19 protein-coding genes and 3 tRNA genes are annotated in these 24,149 nt (G+C 59.1%); 19 read left to right on the top strand and 3 right to left on the bottom strand.

The genetic code is table 11. The features are described from left to right. Positions 1-51: 51 nt before the first annotated feature. The 13 genes from tpiA to ACQ4OB_RS14470 all read left to right on the top strand — a co-directional run bounded on the left by tpiA (position 52) and on the right by ACQ4OB_RS14470 (position 10,985). On the top strand, positions 52-807 hold the full coding sequence (gene tpiA / locus ACQ4OB_RS14530; protein WP_074873676.1) for a triose-phosphate isomerase: 756 nt from the start codon (positions 52-54) through the stop codon (positions 805-807). A gap of 4 nt (positions 808-811) precedes the next feature. Continuing rightward, positions 812-1,195, top strand: a complete 384-nt coding sequence (gene secG, locus ACQ4OB_RS14525) for a preprotein translocase subunit SecG (protein WP_030128079.1) — start codon at positions 812-814, stop codon at positions 1,193-1,195. 22 nt (positions 1,196-1,217) lie between these two features. Continuing rightward, positions 1,218-1,303: transfer RNA gene (locus ACQ4OB_RS14520), tRNA-Leu, on the top strand. A gap of 96 nt (positions 1,304-1,399) precedes the next feature. Next, positions 1,400-1,476, top strand: a tRNA-Met gene (locus ACQ4OB_RS14515). A 138-nt stretch (positions 1,477-1,614) separates the two neighbouring features. Then, positions 1,615-2,073, top strand: a complete 459-nt coding sequence (rimP, locus tag ACQ4OB_RS14510; protein ID WP_010463487.1) for a ribosome maturation factor RimP — start codon at positions 1,615-1,617, stop codon at positions 2,071-2,073. Between the two features lie 47 nt (positions 2,074-2,120). Further along, positions 2,121-3,602, top strand: coding sequence for a transcription termination factor NusA (nusA, locus tag ACQ4OB_RS14505; RefSeq protein WP_008024459.1), 1,482 nt, complete (start codon positions 2,121-2,123; stop codon positions 3,600-3,602). 27 nt (positions 3,603-3,629) lie between these two features. Further along, the gene (gene infB, locus ACQ4OB_RS14500; protein ID WP_033058116.1) at positions 3,630-6,158 is read left to right on the top strand and encodes a translation initiation factor IF-2; all 2,529 of its coding nucleotides are present in this window, start codon (positions 3,630-3,632) and stop codon (positions 6,156-6,158) included. A gap of 159 nt (positions 6,159-6,317) precedes the next feature. Further along, a complete protein-coding gene (gene rbfA / locus ACQ4OB_RS14495) occupies positions 6,318-6,719 on the top strand; it encodes a 30S ribosome-binding factor RbfA (RefSeq protein WP_008149016.1) in 402 nt (133 codons plus the stop codon). Between the two features lie 3 nt (positions 6,720-6,722). After that, positions 6,723-7,640, top strand: a complete 918-nt coding sequence (truB, locus tag ACQ4OB_RS14490) for a tRNA pseudouridine(55) synthase TruB (RefSeq protein ID WP_074873678.1) — start codon at positions 6,723-6,725, stop codon at positions 7,638-7,640. Positions 7,641-7,757: 117 nt separating this feature from the next. Beyond that, positions 7,758-8,027 (top strand): 30S ribosomal protein S15, encoded by a 270-nt coding sequence (rpsO, locus tag ACQ4OB_RS14485; protein WP_003176135.1) that lies wholly within the window; start codon positions 7,758-7,760, stop codon positions 8,025-8,027. Positions 8,028-8,224: 197 nt separating this feature from the next. Further along, the gene (gene pnp, locus ACQ4OB_RS14480) at positions 8,225-10,330 is read left to right on the top strand and encodes a polyribonucleotide nucleotidyltransferase (RefSeq protein WP_008005453.1); all 2,106 of its coding nucleotides are present in this window, start codon (positions 8,225-8,227) and stop codon (positions 10,328-10,330) included. A 139-nt stretch (positions 10,331-10,469) separates the two neighbouring features. Continuing rightward, a tRNA-Thr gene (locus ACQ4OB_RS14475) sits at positions 10,470-10,542 on the top strand. Positions 10,543-10,679: 137 nt separating this feature from the next. After that, the gene (locus ACQ4OB_RS14470) at positions 10,680-10,985 is read left to right on the top strand and encodes a DUF6388 family protein (RefSeq protein WP_074873679.1); all 306 of its coding nucleotides are present in this window, start codon (positions 10,680-10,682) and stop codon (positions 10,983-10,985) included. A gap of 50 nt (positions 10,986-11,035) precedes the next feature. Here the strand turns inward: ACQ4OB_RS14470 and nadC are convergent, their stop codons facing one another. Beyond that, positions 11,036-11,884 (bottom strand): carboxylating nicotinate-nucleotide diphosphorylase, encoded by an 849-nt coding sequence (gene nadC, locus ACQ4OB_RS14465; RefSeq protein ID WP_140681635.1) that lies wholly within the window; start codon positions 11,882-11,884, stop codon positions 11,036-11,038. A gap of 276 nt (positions 11,885-12,160) precedes the next feature. Between nadC and ACQ4OB_RS14460 the strand changes: the two genes are divergently transcribed. The 4 genes from ACQ4OB_RS14460 (at position 12,161) to ACQ4OB_RS14445 (ending at position 18,156) form a co-directional block, all read left to right on the top strand. Next, positions 12,161-14,371, top strand: a complete 2,211-nt coding sequence (locus ACQ4OB_RS14460; RefSeq protein ID WP_430955919.1) for a DUF1631 domain-containing protein — start codon at positions 12,161-12,163, stop codon at positions 14,369-14,371. A gap of 64 nt (positions 14,372-14,435) precedes the next feature. After that, a complete protein-coding gene (gene ampD / locus ACQ4OB_RS14455; RefSeq protein ID WP_074873686.1) occupies positions 14,436-14,996 on the top strand; it encodes a 1,6-anhydro-N-acetylmuramyl-L-alanine amidase AmpD in 561 nt (186 codons plus the stop codon). Then, the gene (gene ampE / locus ACQ4OB_RS14450; protein WP_074873688.1) at positions 14,993-15,829 is read left to right on the top strand and encodes a regulatory signaling modulator protein AmpE; all 837 of its coding nucleotides are present in this window, start codon (positions 14,993-14,995) and stop codon (positions 15,827-15,829) included. The genes ampD and ampE overlap by 4 nt, the downstream gene beginning before the upstream one ends. A 296-nt stretch (positions 15,830-16,125) precedes the next feature. Next, on the top strand, positions 16,126-18,156 hold the full coding sequence (locus ACQ4OB_RS14445; protein WP_430955918.1) for a methyl-accepting chemotaxis protein: 2,031 nt from the start codon (positions 16,126-16,128) through the stop codon (positions 18,154-18,156). A 118-nt stretch (positions 18,157-18,274) separates the two neighbouring features. On the opposite strand, the gene ACQ4OB_RS14440 is transcribed toward ACQ4OB_RS14445, so the two are convergent. Together ACQ4OB_RS14440 and cra are read right to left on the bottom strand one after the other, a co-directional pair. Further along, positions 18,275-19,054, bottom strand: coding sequence for a TatD family hydrolase (locus ACQ4OB_RS14440; protein ID WP_074873693.1), 780 nt, complete (start codon positions 19,052-19,054; stop codon positions 18,275-18,277). Positions 19,055-19,057: 3 nt separating this feature from the next. Then, on the bottom strand, positions 19,058-20,053 hold the full coding sequence (cra, locus tag ACQ4OB_RS14435; protein ID WP_074873694.1) for a catabolite repressor/activator: 996 nt from the start codon (positions 20,051-20,053) through the stop codon (positions 19,058-19,060). 288 nt (positions 20,054-20,341) lie between these two features. Here cra and ptsP point away from each other — a divergent pair, with 288 nt between their 5' ends. Then, positions 20,342-23,203, top strand: coding sequence for a phosphoenolpyruvate--protein phosphotransferase (ptsP, locus tag ACQ4OB_RS14430; RefSeq protein WP_074873696.1), 2,862 nt, complete (start codon positions 20,342-20,344; stop codon positions 23,201-23,203). Next, the gene (pfkB, locus tag ACQ4OB_RS14425; protein WP_430955917.1) at positions 23,204-24,145 is read left to right on the top strand and encodes a 1-phosphofructokinase; all 942 of its coding nucleotides are present in this window, start codon (positions 23,204-23,206) and stop codon (positions 24,143-24,145) included. Positions 24,146-24,149 lie beyond the last annotated feature (4 nt).

Genomic DNA, 24,149 nt, shown 5'->3' with positions numbered 1-24,149 from the left:
CATGATTGTGTTGGGTAACATCTGCGCCCACTTTGACCGACGAGGTACAGCATGCGTCGCCCTATGGTAGCTGGTAACTGGAAGATGCACGGTACCCGCGCCAGCGTCGCTGAGCTGATCAATGGCCTTCGTCATCTGGCCTTGCCGAGCGATGTTGATGTTGCGGTATTCCCGCCTTTCTTGCATATCAATCAAGTGATTGATGGCCTGGAAGGAAAGTCGATTTCGGTCGGCGCGCAGAATTCTGCGGTGGAATCCATGCAAGGTGCATTGACTGGTGAGATTTCGCCGAGTCAGTTGGTGGATGCAGGTTGTTCCCTGGTGCTTGTCGGGCACTCCGAGCGCCGCCAGATAATGGGCGAGCAGGACGGAATGCTGATTCGCAAGTTCGCAGCGGCACAGGCATGTGGCTTGATTCCAGTGTTGTGCGTAGGGGAAACCCTTGAAGAGCGCGAAGCTGGAAAAACTCTTGAGGTTGTCGGGCGTCAGCTAGGCAGTATCATTGAGGAGCTCGGTGTTGGTGCTTTTGCAAAGGCAGTAATCGCTTACGAGCCGGTCTGGGCCATTGGCACCGGACTGACTGCTTCGCCGCAACAAGCGCAGGATGTGCATGCAGCCATTCGCGCTCAGTTGGCGGCAGAGAATTCTGAGGTCGCACAAGGTGTGCGGCTTCTATACGGCGGCAGCGTGAAGGCGGCCAATGCGGTCGAACTGTTCGGCATGCCGGATATCGATGGGGGGCTCATTGGTGGGGCTTCCCTGAATGCAGATGAGTTCGGTGCGATTTGTCGCGCCGCGGGAAACTGAAAAAATGCTGGAAACAGTCGTAGTCGTTTTTCATCTGCTGGGTGCGTTGGGCGTAGTTGCTCTGGTATTGCTTCAGCAGGGTAAAGGTGCGGATGCTGGCGCGTCTTTCGGAGCAGGTGCTTCAAATACTGTGTTCGGAAGCCAAGGTTCCTCTACCTTTCTTAGTAAGTTTACTGCTATACTTGCCGCCGGTTTCTTCATAACCAGCTTAGGGTTAGGTTACTTTGCTAAAGAGAAGGCTCATGAGCTGACTCAAGTAGGTTTGCCAAATCCAGCAGTGTTGGAAGTTCCAAAGCAACAACCGGCTTCTGATGATGTACCGGTGCTTCAAGAGCAAAAGTCGGCTACTCCAGCGACTGACGTGCCTCCAGCTCAAGAGCAAAAGTAAGAAGAGTTTCAAACGTAGTATTGCCGAGGTGGTGGAATTGGTAGACACGCAACCTTGAGGTGGTTGTGCCCATAGGGTGTAGGGGTTCGAGTCCCCTTCTCGGTACCAATTATCAGGAGAGCCCGCAGTAGCGGGCTTTCTTGTAGGTGGAAGGTTACATTGACCCTGTCAGGGATCGGTCGTATACTTCCGCCCCAGCTTTGTCGCGGGGTGGAGCAGTCTGGTAGCTCGTCGGGCTCATAACCCGAAGGTCGTCGGTTCAAATCCGGCCCCCGCAACCAGTTTAAGGAGCCCCTTTTAAGGGGCTTTTTGTTAGCTGGACACTTTCAACGCCGCTGTTCGACGGCGTTTCAAGGATGGGCGTTTCGCCCATTTTTTTATTTTGCACAGCATGCACATACATGCACGAGGGGGTTCAGGTGTCGAGCAAGCTAGAAGAGTTGCAGGCCTTGCTGGCCCCGGTGGTCGTGGCCCTAGGCTATGAATGCTGGGGTATTGAGTTTTCGGCTCAAGGTCGCCACTCAATGTTGCGCGTTTATATCGATAAAGAGGGCGGTGTGCTGGTGGACGATTGTGCCATTGTCAGCCGTCAGATCAGTGGTGTTCTGGATGTTGAAGATCCAATCGCCGTTGAATACACCCTTGAAGTTTCCTCGCCTGGCATGGAACGCCCGCTGTTCACTATTGAGCAGTTTGCAAAATTTGCCGGTGAACAAGTGAAGATCAAGCTGCGCTCGCCTTTTGAAGGCCGACGCAACTTTCAGGGCCTTCTGCGCGGTGTAGAAGAGCAGGACGTCGTGGTGCAGGTAGAAGACCATGAGTTCCTGTTGCCGATCGATATGATCGACAAGGCCAACATTATTCCCAGTTTTGACTGAGACGCGGATCCCGCGGATCCAATGGCTTGCGAAAGGCGAGGCGTACGATGAGCAAAGAAGTACTGCTGGTTGTTGAGTCGGTATCCAATGAAAAGGGCGTACCGGCAAACGTAATTTTTGAAGCGTTGGAGCTGGCTCTGGCCACTGCTACCAAAAAACGTTTCGAGGACGAAGTCGATCTGCGTGTGGAAATCAATCGCCACACCGGTGCTTACGAGACATTCCGTCGCTGGACGGTCGTCGAGGAAGCAGACCTGGACGATCCGGCCATCGAAACCTGGCCGAGCAAGGTTGCCGAAACGCATCCTGGTGCTCAGGTTGGTGATGTAGTCGAAGAAAAGATCGAGTCCATTGAGTTCGGTCGCATCGCTGCGCAGACTGCCAAGCAAGTCATCGTGCAGAAAGTTCGCGAAGCCGAGCGCGCTCAAGTCGTTGATGCCTATCGCGAGCGCCTGGGGGAGATCATCTCCGGCACCGTGAAGAAAGTGACCCGCGACAACGTGATCGTCGACCTGGGTAACAACGCCGAAGCGTTGCTGGCTCGTGAAGACATCATTTCTCGCGAAACCTTCCGGGTTGGCGTGCGCCTGCGTGCGCTGCTCAAGGAAATCCGCACCGAGAACCGCGGCCCGCAGCTGATCCTGTCGCGTACCGCGCCGGAAATGCTGATCGAGTTGTTTCGCATCGAAGTGCCGGAAATCGCTGAAGGCCTGATCGAAGTAATGGCAGCATCCCGTGACCCGGGTTCGCGCGCCAAGATCGCGGTCCGTTCCAAGGACAAACGCATCGACCCGCAAGGCGCTTGCATCGGTATGCGCGGTTCGCGCGTCCAGGCAGTGTCGGGTGAGTTGGGCGGTGAGCGTGTGGACATCGTCCTGTGGGACGACAACCCGGCTCAGTTTGTAATCAATGCAATGTCGCCGGCTGAAGTGGCGGCAATTATCGTTGACGAAGATGCCCATGCAATGGACATCGCCGTTGGCGCAGACAATCTGGCTCAGGCCATTGGTCGAGGTGGTCAGAACGTGCGTCTGGCTAGCCAGTTGACTGGCTGGACCCTGAACGTGATGACCGAATCGGACATCCAGGCTAAGCAGCAAGCAGAAACCGGCGACATCCTGCGCAACTTCATCGACGAGCTGGAAGTCGACGAAGACCTGGCACAGGTGCTGGTAGATGAAGGTTTCACCAGCCTGGAAGAGATTGCCTACGTACCGTTGGAAGAAATGCTCAACATCGACGGCTTTGACGAAGAAACCGTCAACGAGCTTCGCGCTCGCGCCAAGGATCGTTTGTTGACCAAAGCCATCGCTACTGAGGAAAAGCTGGCAGACGCCCATCCGGCCGAAGACCTGCTCTCGCTTGAGGGTATGGACAAGGATTTGGCGATGGAACTGGCGGTGCGCGGCGTAATTACCCGCGAAGACCTGGCCGAGCAGTCTATTGACGACCTGCTCGACATCGACGGCATTGACGATGATCGTGCCGGCAAGTTGATCATGGCCGCCCGAGCCCACTGGTTCGAGTAATTAGGCGCGGCCTGAGGAGAGAAGTGCATGACGCAAGTCACGGTGAAACAACTGGCCGATGAGGTCAAAACACCGGTAGAGCGCCTGTTGCAGCAGATGCGTGAGGCAGGTCTGCCGCACACCGCCGCCGAAGAACATGTGACTGACAGTGAGAAGCAATCTTTGCTGACTCACTTGAAAAGCAGCCACAAGGCGAAAGTGGAAGAACCACGCAAGATCACACTGCAGCGTAAAACCACCAGCACATTGCGTGTTGCTGGCAGCAAAAGCATCAGTGTTGAAGTACGTAAAAAGAAAGTTTTCGTACAGCGCAGCCCGGAAGAAATCGAAGCCGAGCGCAAACGCGAACTGGAAGAACGTCGCGCAGTAGAAAATGCTGCACGTCAGAAGGCTGAAGAAGAAGCCAAGCGTCGCGCCGAAGAAGAAGCACGTCGCCAGCCTGCTGCTGCGCAATCCGCTACTAACGACGCCGTTGCAGCGCCTGCTGCAGTTGCCGAGCCAGTACGTGAAAGCGCGCCGGTTGTGGCGGCTGCACCAGCACCGTCTGCCGACGTTCGTAACAAGCAGAACGAACAGCGCCGTCCGGACAAACCACGTGCCGACGATAACAGTCGTCGTGGCAGTGGCGATGGTGAGCGCAAAAACGCTCCGCATCGTGCTTCGGTCAAAGAGAAAGCGCCTGCTCCACGCGTTGCTCCACGTACTACCGACGAAGAAAGCGATGGCTTCCGTCGTGGTGGTCGCGGCAAGGCCAAGCTGAAGAAACGCAACGCTCACGGTTTCCAGAGCCCAACCGGCCCTGTAGTGCGCGAAGTGAAGATCGGCGAGACCATCACTGTTGGCGATCTTGCCCAGCAGATGTCGGTCAAGGCTGCTGAAATCATCAAGTTCATGTTCAAACTGGGTACTCCAGCGACCATCAACCAGGTACTGGATCAGGAAACTGCCCAACTGGTTGCCGAAGAGCTGGGCCACAAAGTGACCCTGGTCAGCGACACCGCCCTGGAAGATTCCCTGGCCGAGTCCCTGAAGTTTGAAGGTGAAGCGTTCTCCCGTGCACCGGTTGTGACCGTAATGGGCCACGTCGACCACGGTAAGACCTCGCTGCTCGACTATATCCGTCGTGCCAAGGTAGCTGCTGGCGAAGCCGGTGGTATCACCCAGCACATCGGTGCGTACCACGTTGAAACCGAACGCGGCATGGTCACCTTCCTCGACACCCCTGGTCACGCCGCGTTTACCGCCATGCGTGCCCGTGGTGCCAAGGCGACCGACATCGTGATCCTGGTGGTTGCAGCGGACGACGGCGTAATGCCGCAGACCGTTGAAGCCGTTCAGCACGCCAAGGCCGCTGGTGTTCCACTGGTTGTTGCGGTGAACAAAATCGACAAGCCGGGCGCTGATCTCGATCGCATCCGTAGCGAACTGTCGGTTCACGGCGTGACTTCGGAAGAGTGGGGCGGCGACACCCCGTTCGTATCGGTTTCGGCGAAAGTCGGTACCGGCGTGGACGAGTTGCTCGAAGCTGTTCTGCTGCAAGCTGAAGTTCTGGAACTGAAAGCGACTCCTTCGGCTCCTGGCCGTGGCGTCGTGGTTGAATCGCGTCTCGACAAAGGTCGTGGCCCGGTTGCTACCGTTCTGGTTCAAGACGGTACCCTGCGCCAAGGCGACATGGTGCTGGTCGGTTCGAACTATGGCCGCGTTCGCGCCATGCTCGACGAGAACGGCAAGCCAATCAAGGAAGCCGGTCCTTCCATCCCTGTCGAGATTCTCGGCCTGGACGGTACCCCGGACGCTGGCGACGAGATGAGCGTAGTTGCTGACGAGAAGAAAGCCCGTGAAGTGGCTCTGTTCCGTCAAGGCAAGTTCCGCGAAGTCAAACTGGCCCGTGCTCACGCTGGCAAGCTTGAAAACATCTTCGAGAACATGGGTCAGGAAGAGAAGAAGACGCTCAACATCGTCCTCAAATCCGACGTCCGTGGTTCGCTGGAAGCGTTGAACGGTGCCTTGAACGGCCTGGGTAACGACGAAGTGCAAGTGCGTGTTGTCGGTGGCGGTGTCGGTGGTATCACCGAATCCGACGCCAACCTGGCACTGGCCTCCAACGCTGTACTGTTCGGCTTCAACGTGCGTGCCGATGCTGGCGCTCGCAAGATCGTCGAGCAGGAAGGTCTGGATATGCGTTACTACAACGTGATCTACGACATCATCGAAGACGTCAAGAAAGCCCTCACCGGTATGCTGGGCAGCGATGTTCGCGAGAACATCCTGGGTACCGCTGAAGTGCGTGACGTGTTCCGTTCGCCGAAGTTTGGCGCGATCGCCGGTTGCATGGTTATCGAAGGTGTTGTTCACCGTAACCGTCCAATCCGTGTACTGCGTGAAGACATCGTTATCTTCGAAGGCGAGCTGGAATCCCTGCGCCGCTTCAAGGATGACGCTTCCGAAGTACGTGCCGGCATGGAATGCGGTATCGGCGTGAAGAGCTACAACGACGTCAAAGTCGGTGACAAGATCGAAGTCTTCGAGAAGGTTCAGGTTGCTCGCAGCCTCTAACTCGCGCACTTCAAGGGCCACGATGAGCCGCCGCATGCAGATGCACGGCGCATCGTCAGGACTCTAAACGCAACGCCCGGTCTGGCTTTTGTCAGGCCGGGCGTTTGCCGCTTTCAGACCCTTCGGGTTTCACCGTGGGGCAGTAACAGGTAACAAGACATGGCAAAAGAATACAGCCGTACCCAACGTATCGGCGATCAGATGCAGCGTGAGCTGGCACAGCTGATCCGTCGTGAAGTCAAAGACCCGCGCGTCGGCCTGGTCACCATTACCGCTGTTGAAGTCAGCCGTGACGTCGGTCACGCCAAGATCTTCATCACGGTGATGGGGCAGGACAACGCCGAAGACATCGCGCAAAGCATCAAGGTGCTCAACTCCGCCGCCGGTTTCCTGCGCATGCAGTTGGCTCGCGAAATGAAGTTGCGCAGCGTTCCGCAGTTGCACTTCCACTACGACGAAAGCGTCGTGCGTGGTGCTCATCTGTCGGCATTGATCGAACGTGCGGTCGCTGAAGACAATCAGCATCCGGTTGCGGCAGAAGCCGAAGACACCAAGGAGTAATCGGTGGCTCAGGTCAAACGTATCCGTCGTAACGTCAGCGGCATTATCCTGCTCGACAAGCCTTTGGGGTTCACCTCCAATGCGGCGTTGCAGAAGGTTCGCTGGCTGCTGAACGCCGAGAAGGCCGGGCACACTGGCAGTCTCGACCCGCTGGCCACCGGCGTGTTGCCGTTGTGCTTCGGTGAGGCCACCAAGTTTTCGCAATACCTGCTCGATTCCGACAAGGGTTACGAAACCCTGGCGCAACTGGGCAAGACCACCACCACGGCCGATGCCGAAGGTGAAGTTTTGCTGGAGCGCCCGGTGACCGTTGGTCGCGCCGATGTCGAAGCGGTACTGCCGAAATTTCGTGGGCAAATCAGCCAGATACCGCCCATGTACTCGGCGCTCAAGCGTGATGGCCAGCCGTTGTACAAGCTGGCCCGGGCAGGTGAAGTAGTGGAGCGTGAACCGCGTTCTGTTACTATTACGCGCTTGGAATTACTGGCCTTTGAAGGTGATACTGCGCGGCTTGCAGTGGATTGCACCAAAGGCACCTATATCCGCACCCTGGTGGAGGATATCGGTGAGCAACTCGGTTGTGGCGCATACGTTGCAGAACTGCGACGTACCCAGGCCGGGCCTTTCACGCTGGCACAGACAGTCACGCTGGAAGAGTTGGAAGCGGTACATGCCGAAGGCGGCAACGAAGCGGTCGACCGCTTTTTGATGCCCTCGGACAGCGGCCTGCTGGATTGGCCACTGTTGCAGTTCTCGGAGCACAGCTCGTTCTACTGGCTTAACGGCCAACCGGTACGAGCCCCGGATGCACCGAAGTTCGGCATGGTGCGGGTACAGGATCACAATGGCCGCTTCATCGGTATCGGTGAAGTGAGCGAAGACGGGCGCATCGCGCCACGTCGACTGATTCGGTCAGAATGACCGGACGAGGGTGGCTGTTAACAGGCACGGTCACTACTCATTTTTAGATACAGGGATTTGTCCCTGGCCTGTTGAAACTGTTTCTTTGAAACAGTTTCCTGATAAAAGGATTGCCTCATGGCTCTCGACGTTCAAGAAAAAGCTCAAATCGTAGCTGACTACCAGCAAGCTGTTGGTGACACTGGTTCGCCAGAAGTGCAAGTTGCACTGCTGACCCACAACATCAACAAGCTGCAAGGTCACTTCAAGGCCAACGGTAAAGATCACCACTCCCGTCGTGGTCTGATCCGCATGGTAAACCAGCGTCGTAAGCTGCTGGACTACCTGAAAGGCAAGGATCTGGGCCGTTACCAGGCTCTGATCGGTCGCCTGGGTCTGCGTCGCTAATAAGCGATTGCGCTAGAGGTTGGTTGTCTGTCGTACGTCAGTGGGTTTCCCGCTGGCGCATGGCAGGCTCCCAGCCTCAAGTTTTATCTGGATACCTGCTTTACCTGGACAATGACAGTCGGGCCGATACCCGGCGTTGCCCAAGAATTTCGCAAGAAGACAAGTTCCCCAAGAGCCACAAAAGAAGGTAGGACACCGTGAACCCGGTAATCAAAAAATTCCAGTTCGGTCAGTCGACCGTTACCCTCGAGACTGGCCGTATCGCCCGTCAGGCCTCCGGCGCAGTATTGGTCACCGTTGACGACGACGTCAGCGTGTTGGTGACTGTGGTCGGCGCCAAGCAAGCCGATCCAGGCAAGGGCTTCTTCCCTCTGTCTGTTCACTACCAGGAAAAAACTTACGCTGCCGGTAAGATCCCTGGCGGTTTCTTCAAGCGTGAAGGCCGTCCTTCCGAGAAAGAAACCCTGACTTCCCGACTGATCGACCGTCCGATCCGTCCGCTGTTCCCAGAAGGCTTCATGAACGAAGTGCAGGTTGTCTGCACCGTCGTTTCCACCAGCAAGAAGACCGATCCGGACATCGCTGCGATGATCGGTACCTCGGCTGCGCTGGCCATCTCCGGCATTCCTTTCGATGGCCCGATCGGCGCTGCCCGCGTTGCGTTCCACGAAAGCACCGGCTACCTGCTGAACCCGACTTACGAACAACTGAAAGCTTCGAGCCTGGACATGGTCGTTGCCGGTACTTCGGAAGCCGTGTTGATGGTTGAATCGGAAGCCAAAGAGCTGACCGAAGACCAGATGCTGGGCGCGGTACTGTTTGCTCACGACGAGTTCCAGGTGGTGATCAACGCCGTTAAAGAACTGGCCGCTGAAGCTGCCAAGCCGACCTGGACCTGGGCTCCACAGCCAGAAGCCACTGCTCTGCTGGGCGCTATCCGTGCCGAGTTCGGCGACGCGATCTCCCAGGCCTACACCATCACCATCAAGGCCGACCGTTACGCTCGTCTGGGCGAACTGAAAGACCAGGTGGTTGCCAAGCTGTCCGGCGAAGAAGGCCAACCGACTTCCGCTGAAGTCAAAGCGGCTTTCGGCGAAATCGAATACCGCACCGTTCGCGAAAACATCGTTAACGGCAAGCCACGTATCGACGGTCGCGACACCAAGACCGTACGTCCGCTGAACATCGAAGTCGGCGTTCTGCCGAAGACCCACGGTTCGGCTCTGTTCACCCGTGGCGAAACCCAGGCTCTGGTAGTTGCAACACTGGGCACCGCCCGTGACGCACAACTGCTGGATACCCTGGAAGGCGAGAAGAAAGACCCGTTCATGCTGCACTACAACTTCCCTCCGTTCTCGGTAGGTGAGTGTGGTCGCATGGGTGGCGCTGGTCGTCGCGAAATCGGTCACGGCCGTCTGGCTCGTCGTTCGGTTCAGGCCATGCTGCCTGCTGCCGACGTGTTCCCGTACACCATCCGTGTTGTGTCGGAAATCACCGAGTCCAACGGTTCGAGCTCCATGGCTTCGGTCTGCGGCGCTTCCCTGGCTCTGATGGATGCCGGCGTTCCGATGAAGGCACCGGTTGCCGGTATCGCCATGGGTCTGGTTAAAGAAGGCGAGAAATTCGCCGTCCTGACCGACATCCTGGGTGATGAAGACCACTTGGGCGACATGGACTTCAAAGTAGCCGGTACCGCCAAAGGCGTGACCGCGTTGCAGATGGACATCAAGATCAAGGGCATCACCGAAGAAATCATGGAGATCGCTCTGGGCCAAGCCCTGGAAGCGCGCCTGAACATCCTCGGTCAGATGAACCAGATCATTGGCCAGTCGCGTACCGAGCTGTCGGAAAACGCTCCGACCATGATCGCGATGAAAATCGACACCGACAAAATCCGTGATGTCATCGGTAAAGGCGGCGCGACCATTCGTGCGATCTGTGAAGAAACCAAGGCTTCGATCGATATCGAAGACGACGGTTCGATCAAGATCTTCGGCGAAACCAAGGAAGCTGCAGAAGCTGCGCGTCAGCGCGTTCTGGGCATCACCGCTGAAGCCGAGATCGGCAAGATCTACGTCGGTAAGGTTGAGCGCATCGTCGACTTCGGCGCATTCGTCAACATCCTGCCGGGCAAGGACGGTCTGGTTCACATCTCGATGCTGAGCGATGCTCGCGTAGAAAAAGTGACCGACATCCTCAAAGAAGGCCAGGAAGTGGAAGTACTGGTACTGGACGTGGACAACCGCGGCCGTATCAAGCTGTCCATCAAAGACGTAGCAGCAGCCAAGGCTTCGGGCGTTTAATCACTCCCCACGCCTGACCGCTTCAACGTTGTAAAAAATGCCCTGCAGTGAAAGCTGCGGGGCATTTTTTTGCCTGCAAAAAAATGAGACGAGCCATGAAGTTGCCTGACCCCAAAGTCAGTGCTAGGTTTAGCCCACTGCCCGTGTAGCTCAGTTGGTAGAGCAGCGCACTCGTAACGCGAAGGTCGCAGGTTCGATTCCTGTCTCGGGCACGAGCGACACGTTGTTTTCAGATGATCCCGAATGGTTCTGAAGGCCAGACAAACCGGGCTTCAAACGGTTTTTTTGCGTCAGAGAGATCCTTGATGATCCAGATCCATCTTCCATTCCTCAGATCAAAGAGAACGCCATGACCGTTAAAGAATTGACCCAAGAAGCCAGACACGAAAAAGCGCTGGAGAAGTATTTGGCGGAGTCGCCTCAGCTAGCCGAAGAGATCAAGGACTTGCCCGCTGACGATCAGAAAGACCAGATCCAGTGGGCGTTCGAGGATGAGGCAGAGTCCCAGGGCTTGCAGCCGTGGGAGCTGACGCTCAAGTACACCTCAACCCCTGAAGAGTTCGAGGCTGCGCGCCTTGTTCTGCACAAGGAGGCTGCCGAGGTGTTGGGTGTCGAGTGGGAAGAGTACTGCGAGATGAATAATCTGGTGGTCTGACAAAAACGCCAGCCTCACGAGGCTGGCGTTTTTCATTCACACAGGCGTTATCAAAGGCTCAGGCGCATCGACAGATCGACAGCTTTCACATCCTTGGTCATCGCACCAATCGAGATGTAATCCACCCCGGTTTCGGCGATCGGTAGCAGCGTGCTTTCGTTGATGCCGCCGCTGGCCTCCAGTTTCGCCTGGCCTGCGTTCAGACGCACGGCTTCGCGCATGTCATCCAGACTCAGTTCATCGAGCATGATGATGTCGGCACCAGCCGCCAGGGCTTCCTTCAGCTCTTCCAGGCTTTCCACTTCGATCTCCACCGGTTTGCCCGGGGCAATCTTGTGCGCGGCCTTGATGGCCTCCGGGATGCCACCGCAGGCGGCAATATGGTTTTCCTTGATCAGGAAGGCGTCGTACAGGCCGATGCGGTGGTTGTGGCACCCGCCGCAGGTCACGGCGTATTTCTGCGCCAGACGCAGCCCCGGCAAGGTTTTGCGCGTGTCGAGCAACTTCACTTGAGTCTCGGCAACGTAATCCGCCAGGTACTGCGCGCGTGTGGCCACGCCAGACAGCAACTGCAGGAAGTTCAGTGCACTGCGTTCGCCCGTCAATAGCGAACGCGCCGGGCCCTCCAGGTGGAACAGCACCTGATTGGGTTTCACCCGCTCGCCATCACGCACCTGCCAGTGCACCGCAACACGTGGGTCCAGCTGCCGAAACACGGCATCAACCCAGGCTGTGCCGCAGATGACGGCAGCGTCGCGGGTGATGATCGTGGCTTTGGCCAGGCGTTCGGCCGGGATCAGCTGTGCGGTGATGTCGCCGCTGCCGATGTCTTCGAGCAACGCACGGCGCACGTTGGCTTCGATTTCGGCGGTCAAATCGGCGAGACGTAGATTCGGCATAACGGACTCCACAAACAAAGTGGCCCGATTATAGGGCCATGGTGCTGGGCAACCCAAGGCATCAGAGGCGTTCCCATCGCTCTGAAACCTGCATTTGGTCGATTCGCCTGAGCAATCGGTACTAAGTCAGCGTCTGCCGCGAGCGTCTATTTCAAAAGGAAACGCAGAGTCTGCTGGTAGAGAAGACATCTTTTGCAAGATAATCCGCCTTGCTTTTGACGTCATGGCTTTGACGTGATTGACGACTTTGAAGACTCACCGTTTCAGGAGGGCTGAATGCACAACGACGGGAATGTAGTGCCTTTGCACAAGGTCGCTACCGACCAGGCGACTCACTCGCCGCTCGCCCGCCTGCCTGTGATTCTGCTTCAGGTTCGCGACAAGGCCGCGCAACAGCTCAGGCATGGTTTGCAGGAACTGTTCGATAACGCCGACGACACGCTGTTCGAAATGGCCGACCGGGCCCGCGATGACGTCGAACAGAACCTGTTCTTCGAAGCCATGCGCGACTTGCGCCTTAAACGCAAAAACATCGAACGCGGCTTTCTCGAACAATTCTTCGAAGCTTTTGTCAGCCTCACCCGGTACGACAGCACTCAATCTGCCTTGCCCCAGTCGCTGGCCTTCGATGCCTCGGTGGCACTGCCCGATGACGACGTGGAGCGCAGGGTGGCAGTGGAGGCAATGGTCAGCAAAGTGCTGAGCCGCGACGGTTTCGCCCTGGGCCAATTGACCGCCCGCTTCAGCGCACTGTTGGGGAGGGAGTTGCTCGATCAGCACAATCCCATGGCGCCGTCGATGCTCTGCGAGTACTTTTTGCAGGCCGGGCGCAACCTGGGAGTGGAGATCAAGGTCAAGCTGATCATCCTCAAACTGTTCGACCGCTATGTGCTCAGGGATGCCAATCAGCTTTACGCCGAAGCCAATCAGTTGCTGCTCGCCACCGGTGTTCTGCCTGAGCTCAAGCCTGCGCCTGCGCGCCGGGTCAAGGAGCGTGCGGCAGCCGACGTTGATACTGAACCGGCTCACGCCAACACTCGCGCCAGTGGCCCGCCGACCGACGACAGCGTGCAGGAAGTCTTCGCGGCGTTGCAGGAGTTGCTGCTTAACGTGCGTGGCAGTGTCGCGCCCACGCTTGAAGCCAGCGCCCAGACACAGCCGATTACCACCCGTGACCTGATGCGCCTGCTCTCGCACCTGCAGCAATACGTGCCGGCGCCGGAAGCCCAGGACGACTTCGATCTGCGAAACCAGCTCGAAGAGCTGCTGACCCGGGTCAGCGTCAAAAGTGGCAAGTCACGCGTGGTCGGGGTGGCCGACGAAGACGTGATCAACCTGATTGCCATGCTTTTCGAATGCATCCTTGATGACCGCAACCTGCCGGATTCGCTCAAGGCGTTGATCGGCCGTTTGCAGATTCCGATGCTGAAAGTGGCGGTGCTCGACAAGAGCTTCTTCAGCCGCAGCAGTCACCCGGCCCGACGCCTGCTCAATGAAATCGCCACCGCCGCCATGGGTTGGGCGGAGTGCGATGACCATGAGCGCGACAGCCTGTATCTGCGCATCGAACAGGTGGTGCAATGCTTGCTCAACGATTTTGTCGATGATCCGGCGGTCTTCTCCGAATTGCTCGCGGATTTTCTCGCCTTCACCAGCGATGAACGCCGTCGCAGTGAGCTGCTAGAGCAACGCACCCGCGACGCCGAAGAGGGCCGCGCCAGGACTGAACTGGCCCGCCAGCGCGTCGAACAGGTGCTGAATCAGGCCTTGTTGGGCCAAGTATTGCCGCAGCGGGTGGTGGCGTTTGTCCAGGAAGCGTGGAGCCAGGTGTTGCTGCTGACGTGCCTCAAGCACGGCGATCAGGCGGCCGAATGGCACGCCGATGTGCAGACCATGGAGCAATTGATCTGGAGCGTGCAGCGTCATGATGAGCCCGATGCGAGCCAGCGCTTGTTGGCGCTGGTGCCTGGCTTGCTCAAGTCGTTGCGCGACGGGTTGAGCCGTTCGGCCTTCGATCCGTTCGCCACCAGCGAATTTTTCAGTGAGCTGGAAGCCTTGCACGTTCAGCTGTTCGAACGTCCAGGGCCAAAGCTTGCACAGTCTGTCGATACGCCGGTAATGGTCGAAGTGCAGCAGGAAGTTGTCCTGCGAACCGCCGACGAAGGGCCGGTCGATACGGCGTCAGTGCGCTTGCCGGAAGACGATGCCGGCCTGCTTCAGGTCGATCAACTGCGGTTGGGGGGCTGGGTCGAGTTTCAGGAAGACGAGGAAAACACCCTTCGCTGCAAACTGGCGGCGATCATTGAAGCCACCGGCAAATACATTTTCGTCAACCGCACCGGGATGAAAGTGCTGGAACGCAGCCGCACCGGCCTGGCGCTGGAATTCCGTCGTGGCGCGGTGCGCACACTGGACGACACTTTGCTGTTCGACCGGGCGCTGGAGTCGGTGATTGGCAACCTGCGGCGCCTCAATCGCGGCAAGTGATCGCGCCCGGAGGGTCTATCGCGGCATACTGGGCGCCAACACAGTCGTCGTTGAAGGAACCTGTATGCAGTTGGACCCCGCGAGCGGTTGGTGTCAGGGCGTAGATATTTGCCCATCGCCCAACTTCAATGCGCGCCCCTCGGATGAAATTTCCCTGCTGGTGATCCACAACATCAGTCTGCCGCCTGCGCAATTCGCCACCGGCAAGGTGCAGGCGTTTTTCCAGAATCGTCTGGATGTCACGGAACATCCCTACTTTGAAGGGATCGCCGACCTGCGTGTATCTGCGCACTTTCTGATCGAACGTGACGGCACCGTCACTCAGTTTGTCTCTTGTCTTGAGCGAGCCTGGCATGCCGGCGTCTCGAGTTTCGAAGGACGGGAAACCTGTAACGATTTTTCCGTGGGCATTGAACTTGAAGGCACGGATGATCTGCCGTTCACCGATGCCCAGTATCAAGCGTTGACGACCCTGACCCGGCAGTTGCAAAGCACGTTCACGGCCATCACCGCAGAGCGCATTTGCGGGCATAGCGACATTGCACCGGGGCGTAAAACCGATCCCGGGCCTGCATTCGACTGGGCACGCTATCGCGCCGCCCTGGCAAAAGAGGAACAACAATGAGTTTTTTGGTGTTGCTGTTGGCGGTCTGGATCGAGAAATTCTCGGCCCTGCGTCATCGGATTCAGCGCGATGGTGGATGGGTTCGCGAGCTGAACAAGCTTGAGGTCAGTCCGCGTCTGGCGAAAAGTCCGTGGCTGATCCTGGTGATACTGGTGTTGTTGCCAGTGGCATTGCTGGGTTTGCTGCTACTGGTACTGGACCCGGTGGCTTACGGTCTGCTGGCGTTGCCGGTGCACCTGCTGGTGGTGATTTACAGTCTGGGCCGCGGTGATCTGCTGGCCGGTCTGGGGCCGTTTCGCGATGCCTGGCGCCGGGAAGACCTGCAAGCGGCCGCTCATGTAGCGGACCGTGATGTGGGTATCTGCGCCGATAGCGGCGAACAATTGCTGGAACGGGTCGAAGGGCATTTGCTGTGGGAGGCTTATCAGGGCTTTTTCGCGGTGATTTTCTGGTACTTCCTGCTGGGGCCGGTCGCAGCCCTGAGCTATCGACTGCTGGCCCTGGCCGAAGAACACGGGCAGACCCCGGCCGTGGTCGAGCGCGCCGCAAAACTGCGTCATGCGTTCGACTGGGTGCCGGTGCGTCTGTTGGCGGCGAGTTTTGCGTTGGTCGGCAACTTTGTCGCGGTCGGCCGGGTTATGTTGAACGAGCTGCTGAACTGGAACATCAGCGCCGCCCAATTGATCGAGAAGGTGGGCTTGGTGGCCGGTGAAATTCCGGCGCCAATGGTCGGGCCTGACGGCATCAACAGCCTCGACCGGATCTGGGAACTTCTGCTGCGCGCGGCAGTGCTCTGGTACGCCGGTTTCGCGCTGTGGACCGTTCTTGCTTAGTTCTGGAGTGGACTCCGTTGTGGTGAGGGGGCTTGCCCCCGTTGGGTCGCGAAGCGGCCCCTAGCATTTTTCCAGTCAAACTGTGCAATCAGGTTCTGCGACTGCTTCGCAGCCGAACGGGGGCAAGCCCCCTCGCCACAGGGGTATCTATCGTCCTAAGTGTGCATCTCGCCGTTAACCTTAAGTTACAAAACCTCCCGCCGATTTAAGCTATACAGAGACAGCGCCGAATAGTGGCTATCTGCTCTCGACCTGCGCCTGCCAATAAAAATAAGAAATCGAAGGGAGACTTCATAGTGAAGAGCTTGCTCTATCCCGCCGTCGCGCTGATGAACCGCCTGAGCTTTGGCATGAAGTTCAGCCTGATCAGCGTGCTGTTCCTTGTGCCGATGCTGGTGACCAACTTCTATCTGGTGCGCGATTCTTATCGAGAATTCCAGGGCACCCGGGTCGAGCTGCAGAGCCTTGACCTGTTGGGCAGCAGCCTGACGTTGCGGCGCGATCTGGAAACCCTGAACAACCTGGTGCAGATCAACGTCACCCTTGGTCAGTCCGGCAAGGCCGGCAATGTCGAGTCGCAGATCAGTACCCTGGGGCAAAATGTGCTGACCCGTTTGCAAGGGCTGACGGCGATGACCACGGACCCCGAGCAGATCACGGTTTTCGATGGCAAACGCGATGAGATGATCGCCGCGTTCAAGGCCCAGCAAGCGGAAAGCTCCCTGCAAAGCAAAAGTGCGATGATCGGCAAGTTGCTCGGCAACGCCCAAATTTTCAGCCAGGTCATCGCCAGTCAGGCCGGCCTCAGCCGCGACACCCAGAGCGACATGCGCCAGCTCAGCGAACTCATTACCAATGTCACCCCGCCCGTGACCCAGCTTCTGGGCGAAGGCCGGGCGATGGGCTCTTTTTCGCTGGGGCAGGGTTTTCTCAACTCGGCATCGAGTACCCGTTTTGATGAGTTGCTGGCGCAGATCGAAAAACTGCAGGCCGAATATGCCCTGAAGTTGCAGGACGCGCTGGGCTCCAGCAAAGCGGCACGCGAAACCCTGGCGGCTCAGGCCGAAAACAGCAAGGCATCGCTGAAAAAGGCCAGTGAACTGTTCGAAGAACAGGTCGTGATGGCCGACACGCTGGATGCGCCGTGGCAGGGTTTTTACGACCAGGTCACGGGCCTGATGGACCAGACCTACCAACTCAATGAAGCGACCCTGAAGTTTCTTGGCACCCAGCTGCAGCAGCGACTGGAGCAGAACCGCACTCACATGGTCTTGCAGGCCTTGGCGCTGTCGGTGGTGTTCGTGTTGATTTTTTACCTCTATGGCGGCTTCTACGCCTCGACCCGCACCACCCTCAAGCGTCTTGGCGCGGTGATGGACAAGGTCGCGGCCGGCGACATGACAGTGACCTTCAGCGCCAACAGCCGCGATGAACTGGGCGAGCTGGGCGAGGTGTTCAACGGCACCGTGAAGAAAATTCATGACCTGATCGAGCGGGTTGGCCAGACCGTCAGTGAGGTCGAGCGCCAGGCCGGGCAGGTGGAGAACGTTTCCGCCCGGAGCAACCAGGCGGTGGCGGGACAGCGCACGCAGATCGAGCAGGTCGCCACGGCCATGAACCAGATGTCCGCCACCTCCCTGGAGGTTGCACGCAGTGCCGCGGCAGCGGTCAGCAGCGCTCATAGCGTCAACGATGAGACCATCAGCGGGCGTGGGCTGGTGGAGTCCCAGCAGGGCAGCATCGCGGCACTGGCCAGCGAGATCGACCAGTCGGTGCTGGTGATCAATCAACTGGCCAGCGACAGCCAGTCCATCAGCCGTGTGCTGGAGGTGATCAAGAGCATCGCCGAACAGACCAACCTCTTGGCGCTCAACGCGGCCATCGAAGCCGCTCGGGCCGGTGAGCAAGGTCGTGGTTTTGCGGTGGTGGCGGACGAGGTCCGGACCCTGGCCAAGCGCACCCAGCAATCGACCGAGGAAATCGAGCAGATGATCGCCAAGCTGCACAGCGGAGTCGGCGCTGCGGTGAAGGCGATGGGGACCAGTCATCAGATGGCCAACGGCACGGTGGGGCAGTCGGAAAAGGTTCAGCAAGCGCTGGAAAACATCCTCGGTGCGGTCGGCATGATCGTCGATCAGAACCAACAGATCGCCGCCGCGGTAGAGCAGCAGACCGCCGTGGCCCATGACATCGACCAGAATATTGTCGAAATCAACCGCGCCGGTGAGCGTACTGCCGAAGGTGCGCACCAGACTGAGGATGCCAGTCGTGCGTTGTCGGCTCAGGTGGTGGAATTGAAGCAGCTGATCAGCGCGTTCCTGGTTTAAGCAGGATCGTTCCCACGCTCTGCGTGGGAATGCAGCCCGGGACGCTCCGCGTCCCAAAAGTCGTGACGCAGAGCGTCACAGGAGGCGTTACCACGCAGAGCGTGGGAACGATCGGTGACTAACGCCAGTTGAACAGTTCACAGGCATTTGCAGTGCTGGCGACGGCCAGTTGTTCAGGCGTGATCGCCATGATCCCCGCCAGCGCCGTACAGATCGCCGGCAGATGCGCCGGACTATTCCGTTGACCGGGGAACATGGCGGGCGCCATGTCCGGCGAGTCGGTTTCCAGGACCACTGATTCAAGCGGCAGTTCGGCCAGCACACGATGCATGCGCAAGGCCTGAGGCCAGGTCGCGGCACCACCCAAACCCAGTTTGAAACCAAGCTTGATGTACTCGCGGGCCTCTTCCTTGCTGCCGGCGAAGGCATGAATGATCCCCGCGCGTTTCAAGCGAAACCGCTTGAGCGTGGCAATCACCGCCGCGTGGCTGCGTCGCACATGAATCAGCGCGGGAAGATTGAAGTCCGCCGCCAGTTGCAGCTGCGCATCGAACAGCACCTGTTGGCGTTCACGATCCAGGGTTTCGATAAAGTAATCCAGGCCAATCTCGCCCACCGCGCACAACTGTCGATGACCCGCCAACCGAGTCAGCCAATCACCCAGTTCGTGTAAGTCTTCAGGGCGATGATCATCCAGATACACCGGATGCAAACCGAACGCCGCATACAGGTCGGGATCGCTTTGCACCAGGTCCCAGACCCGCTGCCAATTGCCCTGATAAACCCCCAGCACCACCATCCGCCGCACTCCGAGGGCGCGGCTCTCGGCCAACACCGCCGCGCGATCCTCGTCGAAGTCCGGAAAGTCCAGATGAGTGTGGCTGTCGATCAGCTCCACGGTTCAGTCCTGGCGAATACGCTGCTTGAAGGTCCGCGCGATGGCCTGCACGCCGGGTTGGTAATCCGATTGCTCGATGGCGGCCAGGGCCAGTTCCAGCGCCTTGTCGGCGATGAGCTGATGTTGCTGGGCCATGGCGTTGACCGGCAGCGGCAGGAAATCCAGCAACTGCGTGTCGCCGAAGGTGCCGAGGCGCAACGGGCGGGTTTTGAGCGGGAAGTCGTGCAAGGCATCGAACACGCCCTGAAGCAGCACGTAGGACGTGGTCACCAGCGCATCCGGCAAATGGCCCAGACGCTGTAGCAGTTCTTCCATCAACTGTTTGCCGCACTCACGGCTGAACGACTCGCCGTGCTCGATCAGCACCTCGCCTTTGAACCCGTTCAACGCTCCTTTGAAACCGGCCGCCCGCTCCTGGCTGATGCTCAGTTCGGGGCGTGCGCCGATCAGTGCGATCTGCTTGGGCAACGGGGCCAGTAGACTGCGGGTCAGTTGCAGGCTGGCCTCGCGGTCATCACTGATCACTGAGCAGAAATGCTCAGGCTCCATGACCCGGTCGATCGCGATGATCGGAATGCCCTTGGCCTGCAACTGGCGGTAGCTGTCATCGCCGGCCGGCAGGCAACTGGCAACGATCAATGCATCGCAGCGCCGGGCCCGGAACAGCTTCAGCAATTGTCGTTCGCTGTCCGGTGCATCGTCGGAACTGGCGATCAGCAGCTGATAGCCGCGAGCCCGGGCGCCTTGTTCCAGCAGTTTGGCGATGCGCGCGTAACTGGGGTTTTCCAGGTCCGGCAGAATGAAACCCAAGGTGCGGGTGTGCCGACTGCGCAACCCGGCGGCCTGCGGATTGGGCGTAAAGCCATGTTCTTCAACGACCGCGCGTACGCGCTCGACGGTGGCACTGCTGATACGTTGTTGTTCTGCCTTGCCATTGATGACGTAGCTGGCGGTGGTTACGGACACACCGGCCAACTGGGCGATATCACTGAGTTTCAACCCGGTTTTTCCTTGTTTTTTCGAGCTTGCCTCGACATTTTCGCCAATCCTACCCGATTAAGGCAGACGACCATCGTCGCGACGCATCCGACAATTGGACTTCAAGGATGAGACATAATCGAGTAACGTGCCAATCATTCTAGATTAAACGTTTCAGCAAGCGTATTTTCTACGTTATGGGCTTCTTTGCCGGTTCTGCCGCGAAACCGCCAAAAGTGATGACCAAGAGCCTAAGCTGAATCATTCAAAACAATACCTGGCGTCACAAGACGCCAAAAAGGAGAAAGCATGCTCGAGCTCACTATAGAGCAGATATCCATGGGCCAATCGGCCGTGGATAAGTCCGCAGCGTTGCACCTGCTGGCGCAGCATCTGGTCACCGATGGTCTGGTGGCCGAGGGTTACCTCGCCGGGTTGCAGGCGCGCGAGGCCCAGGGCTCGACCTTTCTCGGTCAAGGTATTGCCATCCCTCACGGTACGCCGGAAACCCGCGATCTGGTGTTTTCCACCGGCGTGCGGCTGATGCAGTTCCCTGAAGGCGTGGACTGGGGCGACGGTCAGATCGTCTACCTGGCGATTGGTATTGCGGCCAAATCCGATGAACACCTGCGCTTGCTGCAACTGCTGACCCGCGCCCTCGGCGAAACCGACCTGGGCCAGGCGCTACGCCGCGCCAGTTCCGCCGAAGCCTTGTTGAAACTGCTGCAAGGCGCGCCGCAAGAACTGGCGCTGGATGCCCAGATGATCGGCCTCGGTGTGTCCGCCGACGACTTCGAAGAGCTGGTCTGGCGCGGTGCACGTTTGCTGCGTCAGGCCGATTGTGTGAGCAACGGTTTCTCCGCCGTGTTGCAGCAGGTCGACGCGCTGCCGCTGGGCGATGGGCTGTGGTGGTTGCACAGCGAGCAAACGGTCAAGCGTCCGGGCCTGGCCTTCGTCACGCCGGACAAACCGATGCGTTACCTTGGTCAGCCGCTCAGCGGTCTGTTCTGCCTGGCCAGCCTCGGTGAAGCTCACCAAGCCTTGCTCGAACGCCTTTGTGCGTTGCTGATCGAAGGTCGCGGCCACGAACTGGGCCGCGCCACCAGCAGCCGTAAAGTCCTTGAAGTCCTGGGCGGTGAACTGCCAGCCGATTGGCCGAGCGCTCGCATCGCCCTGGCCAACGCCCACGGCTTGCACGCGCGTCCGGCGAAGATCCTCGCGCAACTGGCGAAAAGCTTTGAAGGTGAAATCCGCGTACGCATCGTCGATGGCCAGGACAGCGCGGTGTCGGTGAAGAGCTTGAGCAAACTGCTCAGCCTCGGCGCCCGTCGCGGTCAGGTGCTGGAATTTGTTGCCGAGCCGAGCATCGCCGCCGATGCCTTGCCAGCCTTGCTGGCCGCCATCGAAGAAGGCCTCGGTGAAGAAGTCGAGCCGTTGCCAGCCGTCAGCCAGCAGCGCGAAGTGATCGCCGATATAGCCGAGGTAATCCTCGCGCCAGCCTCCGGCAGCCTGATCCAGGCCATCGCCGCCGCACCGGGCATCGCCATCGGCCCGGCGCACATTCAAGTGCTGCAAACCATTGATTACCCGCTGCGTGGCGAGTCTGCTGCGATTGAGCGCGAGCGTCTCCAGCAGGCGTTGGCGGACGTACGTCGCGACATCGAAGGGCTGATCGAACGCAGCAAATCCAAGGCCATTCGCGAGATTTTCATCACCCACCAGGAAATGCTCGACGACCCGGAATTGACCGATGAAGTCGACACCCGTCTCAAGCAGGGCGAAAGCGCTGAAGCAGCGTGGATGGCGGTGATTGAAGCAGCGGCCAAACAACAGGAATCGCTGCAGGACGCCTTGCTCGCCGAACGCGCCGCCGACTTGCGTGATATCGGCCGTCGAGTGCTCGCGCAACTGAGTGGCGTCGAAACCCCGAGCGAACCTGAGCAACCGTACATTCTGGTGATGGATGAAGTCGGCCCGTCCGATGTCGCCCGCCTTGATCCGGCCCGTGTCGCCGGCATCCTCACCGCCCGTGGCGGTGCTACCGCGCACAGTGCGATTGTCGCCCGAGCCCTCGGTATTCCGGCGCTGGTCGGCGCCGGCCCGGCCGTGTTGCTGCTGGCGCCGGGCACGCCGTTACTGATTGATGGTCAACGCGGTCGCCTGCACGTGGACGCCGACGCGGCGACCTTGCAGCGCGCCACCGAAGAGCGCGACACCCGCGAGCAACGTTTGAAAGCGGCCGCCGAACAACGTCATCAACCGGCACTGACCACTGATGGGCATGCGGTCGAAGTGTTCGCCAACATCGGCGAAAGCGCGGGCGTTACCAGCGCGGTGGAGCAGGGCGCCGAAGGCATTGGCCTGCTGCGCACCGAATTGATTTTCATGGCTCACTCACAGGCGCCGGACGAGGCGACCCAGGAAGTCGAATACCGTCGCGTGCTCGATGGCCTGGCCGGTCGGCCGCTGGTGGTCCGCACTCTCGACGTTGGCGGTGACAAACCGCTGCCGTATTGGCCGATTGCCAAAGAAGAAAACCCGTTCCTCGGCGTGCGCGGTATTCGCCTGACCCTGCAACGTCCGCAGATCATGGAAGCGCAATTGCGCGCGTTGCTCCGTGCGGCGGACAACCGTCCACTGCGGATCATGTTCCCCATGGTCGGCAGCGTCGACGAATGGCGCCAGGCCCGGGACATGACCGAACGTCTGCGTCTGGAAATTCCGGTTGCCGACCTGCAACTGGGGATCATGATTGAAGTGCCGTCGGCTGCCTTGCTGGCGCCGGTGCTGGCCAAAGAGGTCGACTTCTTCAGCGTCGGCACCAATGACCTGACCCAATACACCCTGGCCATCGACCGTGGTCATCCGACCTTGTCGGCCCAGGCTGACGGCTTGCACCCGGCGGTGCTGCAACTGATCGACATCACCGTGCGCGCGGCCCATGCCCACGGCAAGTGGGTCGGCGTGTGCGGCGAGTTGGCGGCCGATCCGCTGGCGGTGCCAGTGCTGGTCGGCCTAGGCGTGGACGAACTCAGCGTGTCGGGTCGCAGCATCGCCGAGGTCAAGGCGCGGGTTCGCGAGCTCAGCCTGGCCCAGACTCAAATTCTTGCCCAACAGGCCCTGGCCGTGGGCAGCGCCAATGAAGTGCGCGCACTAGTGGAGGCCCTGTAAATGGCCAAGATCCTGACCTTGACCCTCAACCCGGCGCTGGACCTCACGGTCCAGTTGCCGCTGCTTACTCCCGGCCAAGTCAACCGTAGCGACGAGATGCACACACATGCCGCCGGCAAAGGCGTGAACGTGGCACAGGTGCTGGCGGACCTTGGGCATCAGCTCACGGTCAGCGGTTTCCTCGGGGAGGACAACCTTCAAGCGTTCGAAACCCTGTTCGTCAAACGTGGTTTTGTCGACGCGTTCATCCGTGTTCCGGGTGAGACGCGCAGCAATATCAAACTGGCGGAAAGCGATGGGCGCATCACCGACATCAACGGTCCCGGCCCCTTGGTCAGTGAAGCCGCGCAACAGGCGTTGCTTGATCGACTTGATCAGATTGCACCCGATCATGACGCGGTCGTCGTTGCCGGCAGCCTGCCACAAGGCATCAGCCCGCAGTGGTTGCAGGCGTTGATTGTGCGTTTGAAAAATCTCGGTCTGAACGTGGCGCTGGACAGCAGTGGCGAAGCCTTGCGGGCCGCGCTCAATGCCGCTCCGTGGTTGATAAAACCGAACACCGAAGAGCTGGCCGACGTGATGGGCTGCGAGATGGTTTCGGTCGCGGCACAGGCTGAAGCCGCGAGCCGCTTGCATGCTCAAGGCATCGAGCACGTGGTGATCTCCGACGGTGCCGATGGCGTGAACTGGTTCAGTATCGGCTCGGCGATGCATGCCACGCCGCCCAAGGTCAGTGTCGTCAGCACCGTGGGCGCGGGCGATTCGTTACTGGCCGGCATGCTCCACGGTTTGCTCAGCGCCGATACGCCTGAGCAGACGTTGCGCACCGCCACGGCGATTGCCGCGATGGCGGTCACCCAGATCGGTTTCGGTATTGGCGACGCCACGCAGTTGGCGCGGCTCGAACAGGGTGTGCGCGTGCGCCCCCTGACAGAACAATAAGAGG

The organism is Pseudomonas sp. ES4, assembly GCF_050586665.1.
GTDB classification, from domain to species: domain Bacteria; phylum Pseudomonadota; class Gammaproteobacteria; order Pseudomonadales; family Pseudomonadaceae; genus Aquipseudomonas; species Aquipseudomonas frederiksbergensis.
The sequence above is the reverse complement of the archived record's forward strand: the minus strand, read 5'-3'. Positions and strand labels throughout refer to the sequence as shown.

Coding starts and splice junctions, on each gene's coding strand:
- infB (WP_033058116.1), top strand. CDS start 3,630: ATGACGCAAGTCACGGTGAAACAACTGGCCGATGAGGTCAAAACACCG.
- secG (WP_030128079.1), top strand. CDS start 812: ATGCTGGAAACAGTCGTAGTCGTTTTTCATCTGCTGGGTGCGTTGGGC.
- tpiA (WP_074873676.1), top strand. CDS start 52: ATGCGTCGCCCTATGGTAGCTGGTAACTGGAAGATGCACGGTACCCGC.
- ampD (WP_074873686.1), top strand. CDS start 14,436: ATGCAGTTGGACCCCGCGAGCGGTTGGTGTCAGGGCGTAGATATTTGC.
- nusA (WP_008024459.1), top strand. CDS start 2,121: ATGAGCAAAGAAGTACTGCTGGTTGTTGAGTCGGTATCCAATGAAAAG.
- pfkB (WP_430955917.1), top strand. CDS start 23,204: ATGGCCAAGATCCTGACCTTGACCCTCAACCCGGCGCTGGACCTCACG.
- ACQ4OB_RS14460 (WP_430955919.1), top strand. CDS start 12,161: ATGCACAACGACGGGAATGTAGTGCCTTTGCACAAGGTCGCTACCGAC.
- ACQ4OB_RS14470 (WP_074873679.1), top strand. CDS start 10,680: ATGACCGTTAAAGAATTGACCCAAGAAGCCAGACACGAAAAAGCGCTG.
- ampE (WP_074873688.1), top strand. CDS start 14,993: ATGAGTTTTTTGGTGTTGCTGTTGGCGGTCTGGATCGAGAAATTCTCG.
- nadC (WP_140681635.1), bottom strand. CDS start 11,884: ATGCCGAATCTACGTCTCGCCGATTTGACCGCCGAAATCGAAGCCAAC.
- ptsP (WP_074873696.1), top strand. CDS start 20,342: ATGCTCGAGCTCACTATAGAGCAGATATCCATGGGCCAATCGGCCGTG.
- rbfA (WP_008149016.1), top strand. CDS start 6,318: ATGGCAAAAGAATACAGCCGTACCCAACGTATCGGCGATCAGATGCAG.
- rpsO (WP_003176135.1), top strand. CDS start 7,758: ATGGCTCTCGACGTTCAAGAAAAAGCTCAAATCGTAGCTGACTACCAG.